Genomic DNA, 3,511 nt, shown 5'->3' with positions numbered 1-3,511 from the left:
TGCCGAACACCGCGTAGCCGTTGCCGTCGCGCGCGTTGGCGGGGTCGAGGAAAACGTTGTCCTGCACGTTGATGAAGAACTGCGCGGTCGCGGAATTGGGCTCGTTCGTGCGGGCCATTGCGACCGTGCCGCGGGCGTTGCGCAAGCCGCCCTTGTTCTCCAGGGCGATCGGCGCAGCCGTCTTCTTTTCGACCATGTCCTTGTCCATGCCGCCGCCCTGGATCATGAAGGTGGGAATCACGCGGTGAAAGACCGTGCCCTTGTAGTGACCGTTCTTCACGTAGCCGAGAAAGTTGTCTACCGTCTTGGGCGCTTTCTCGCGATCGAGCTGCAGCACGATATCGCCCAGACTGGTGGCCAGGCGCACCTTTTGCGCCAGTGCGCCGGTGTGCATTCCCAGGGTCATCAGCAGCGCGCAGGGCAGGGCCCTAAGTCTTGAAACCATCCGGCTTTCTCCCGTCTCGAGGGCCGCGAAAGGACCCGTACCGGCGGTGATTGTCGCCGTGTCGCAAGTGCCTTGGCGGGAGCAGTGCCATCGCTATACTGCGGCGCTTGCCGAACGCGGGCCTCTCGCCGCGCGTCGCCGCCGCGACCTTCGCCCGATGAGCCTGCGCATCCACAACACCCTGAGCCGTAGCATCGAGCCGTTCGAGCCGATCGAGCCGGGGCACGTGCGCATGTACGTGTGCGGGATGACGATCTACGACCTGTGCCATGTCGGCCATGCGCGCATGATGATGGCCTTCGACGTGGTGCAGCGCTGGCTCAAGGTGTCGGGTCTTCGCGTGACCTATGTGCGCAACATCACCGACATCGACGACAAGATCATCAAGCGCGCGATCGAGCGCGGCGTCACCATCCGCGCGCTGACCGACGAGATGACCGCCGCGATGCACCGCGACATCGGTGCGCTCGGCATCGAGCCGCCCACTTTCGAGCCGCGCGCGACAGATCATGTCGGTGCGATGGTGGGCCTGATCGAGCGGCTCGAGGCGAACGGCCTTGCCTACCGGGCGCCCGCTGGCGACGTCAATTTTACGGTGCGCAAGTTTCCCGGCTACGGCCGGCTTTCCGGCAAGTCGATCGATCAGCTGCGCGCCGGCGAACGGGTCGCCGTCCTGGAGGGCAAGGACGACCCGCTGGACTTCGTGCTGTGGAAGGCCGCCAAACCCGAGGAGCCGGCGGATGCGAAGTACGACGCCCCCTTCGGCGCGGGGCGCCCCGGCTGGCACATCGAGTGCTCGGCCATGGCGCATGCGCTGCTCGGCGAGCGCTTCGACATCCACGGCGGCGGCATGGACCTGCAGTTCCCACACCACGAAAACGAGATCGCCCAAAGCGATGGCGCCTTCCACCTCGGCAGCGGCGAGAGCTTCGTCAAGGTCTGGATGCACAACGGCTTTCTCAATGTCGACAACGAGAAGATGTCGAAGTCGCTCGGCAATTTCTTCACCATCCGCGACGTGCTGCAGCACTACGACGGCGAGACGCTGCGCTTTTTCATGCTGCGCGTGCACTACCGCAGCCCGTTCAATTACAGCGACGCCGGACTCGACGACGCGCGCAATGCGCTGCGGCGGCTCTATACCGCGTTAGGAGCAGTGGCACCGCTCCCGGCACCGACGGCGATCGACTGGTCGGATCCGCATGCGGCTCGATTCAAGGCCGCAATGGACGACGACTTCAACACGCCGATGGCGACCTCGGTGCTGTTCGATCTGGCGGGCGAGGTCAATCGCAGCCGCTCGCCGGAGTCCGCCCTGCTCTTGCGCGCGCTTGGCGGCACCCTGGGCCTGCTGCAGCTGCCGCCGGCCGACTATCTGCAGGGGGGCTCAGGCGTCGAGGAGTCGCACATCGCCGAGCGCATCGCCGCGCGCGCCGCCGCCAAGGCGGCAAGGAACTTCGCCGAGGCCGACAGCATCCGCGAGGCGCTGGCCACCGAAGGCATCGTGCTCAAGGACTCGGCCTCCGGCACGACCTGGGTCCGGGCCTGAGCGGCTCGCCCGCCTCGGCCGTCGCGCTCACCGGAACCAGCATGTCGCCCCGCGGCTCCAGTCTCGTCACGCCCGACTATTGGGACGAGGCCTGCAAGCACCTCGGCAAGCGCGATCGCGTGATGAGAAAACTTATCCCGCAGCTCGGCGAGGCGCGGCTGCAGTGCCGCGGCGACGCCTTCACCACACTGGCGCGCTCCATCATCGGCCAGCAGATTTCGGTGAAGGCGGCGCAGGCCGTGTGGGAGCGCTTCGTCGCGCTGGCGGGCAATGCTTCGGCGCGCGTGTTGCCGGGAGAAGTGCTGGCGCTGGAGGTGGCGGCGATGCGGCTGGCCGGCCTGTCGGCGCGCAAGATCGAGTACTTGCGTGACCTGGCTGGGCACTTCGACGCCGGCAGCGTGCACGTGAAGGCCTGGGTGTCGATGGACGACGAGGCCATCATCGAGGAGCTGGTGGCGATCCGCGGCATCGGCCGCTGGACCGCCGAGATGTTCCTCATCTTCCACCTCATGCGCCCCGACGTGTTGCCGCTCGACGACGTCGGGCTGTTGCAGGGAATCAGCCGGCATTACTTCAGCGGCGAGCCGGTCTCCCGGGTGGAGGCGCGCGAGGTCGGCGATGCGTGGGCGCCGTTTCGCTCGGTCGCAACCTGGTATCTGTGGCGCAGTCTCGACCCGTTGCCGCTGGCCTCCTGAGACAATCGTTCGGGCCAAAAAAACGAGGGGTGCCAGTGAGCAAGAAGCATTTCCTGGAGTTCGAGCAGCCGATCGCCGAGCTCGAGAGCAAGATCGACGAACTGCGCTACGTGCAGAACGAGTCGGCGGTCGACATCTCCGAGGAGATCAACCGCCTTTCCAAGAAGAGCCTGCAGCTGACGAAGGAGGTTTATGCGCAGCTGACGCCCTGGCAGGTGACACAGATCGCGCGCCATCCGCAGCGGCCCTACACGCTCGACTACATCAACGAAGTCTTCACGGAATTCCAGGAACTGCACGGCGACCGCAGCTTCGCCGATGACCAGAGCATCGTCGGCGGCCTGGCGCGCTTCAACGGCCAGGCCTGCATGGTGCTGGGCCACCAGAAAGGGCGTGACACCAAGGAGCGCGCGGCGCGCAACTTCGGCATGTCGCGCCCCGAGGGCTATCGCAAGGCGCTGCGGCTGCTGGAGTTGGCGGAGAAGTTCGGCTTGCCGGTGTTCACCTTCGTCGACACGCCGGGCGCCTACCCGGGCATCGGCGCCGAGGAGCGCGGGCAGAGTGAGGCGATCGGCCACAACATCTTCGCGATGGCCGGGCTGGAGGTGCCGATCATCACCACCATCATCGGCGAGGGCGGCTCGGGCGGCGCGCTGGCCATCGGCGTCGGCGATCAGGTGCTGATGCTGCAGTACTCGGTCTATTCGGTGATCTCGCCGGAGGGCTGCGCCTCGATCCTGTGGAAGACCGCCGAGCGCGCCAGCGACGCCGCCGAAGCGATGGGCATCACCGCGCACCGGCTGAAGGCGCTCGGGCTCATCG

Annotated in this window: 4 protein-coding genes; 3 read left to right on the top strand and 1 reads right to left on the bottom strand. The window is 66.5% G+C overall.

What is annotated here, in order from left to right:
- Window positions 1-406: peptidylprolyl isomerase (locus H0W40_RS19670; RefSeq protein WP_292449591.1), on the bottom strand; the 406-nt coding region annotated here is incomplete at its 3' end.
- 196 nt (window positions 407-602) lie between these two features.
- Between H0W40_RS19670 and cysS the strand changes: the two genes are divergently transcribed.
- The 3 genes from cysS to H0W40_RS19655 all read left to right on the top strand — a co-directional run.
- Window positions 603-1,994, top strand: a complete 1,392-nt coding sequence (gene cysS / locus H0W40_RS19665; protein ID WP_292449589.1) for a cysteine--tRNA ligase — start codon at window positions 603-605, stop codon at window positions 1,992-1,994.
- Window positions 1,995-2,035: 41 nt separating this feature from the next.
- The gene (locus tag H0W40_RS19660; RefSeq protein ID WP_292449588.1) at window positions 2,036-2,689 is read left to right on the top strand and encodes a DNA-3-methyladenine glycosylase 2 family protein; all 654 of its coding nucleotides are present in this window, start codon (window positions 2,036-2,038) and stop codon (window positions 2,687-2,689) included.
- Between the two features lie 35 nt (window positions 2,690-2,724).
- On the top strand, window positions 2,725-3,511 hold a 787-nt coding region (locus tag H0W40_RS19655), incomplete at its 3' end, for an acetyl-CoA carboxylase carboxyltransferase subunit alpha (RefSeq protein WP_292449586.1).

This window comes from Methylibium sp., assembly GCF_013817345.1.
Classification (GTDB): domain Bacteria; phylum Pseudomonadota; class Gammaproteobacteria; order Burkholderiales; family Burkholderiaceae_C; genus Methylibium.
The sequence above is the reverse complement of the archived record's forward strand: the minus strand, read 5'-3'. Positions and strand labels throughout refer to the sequence as shown.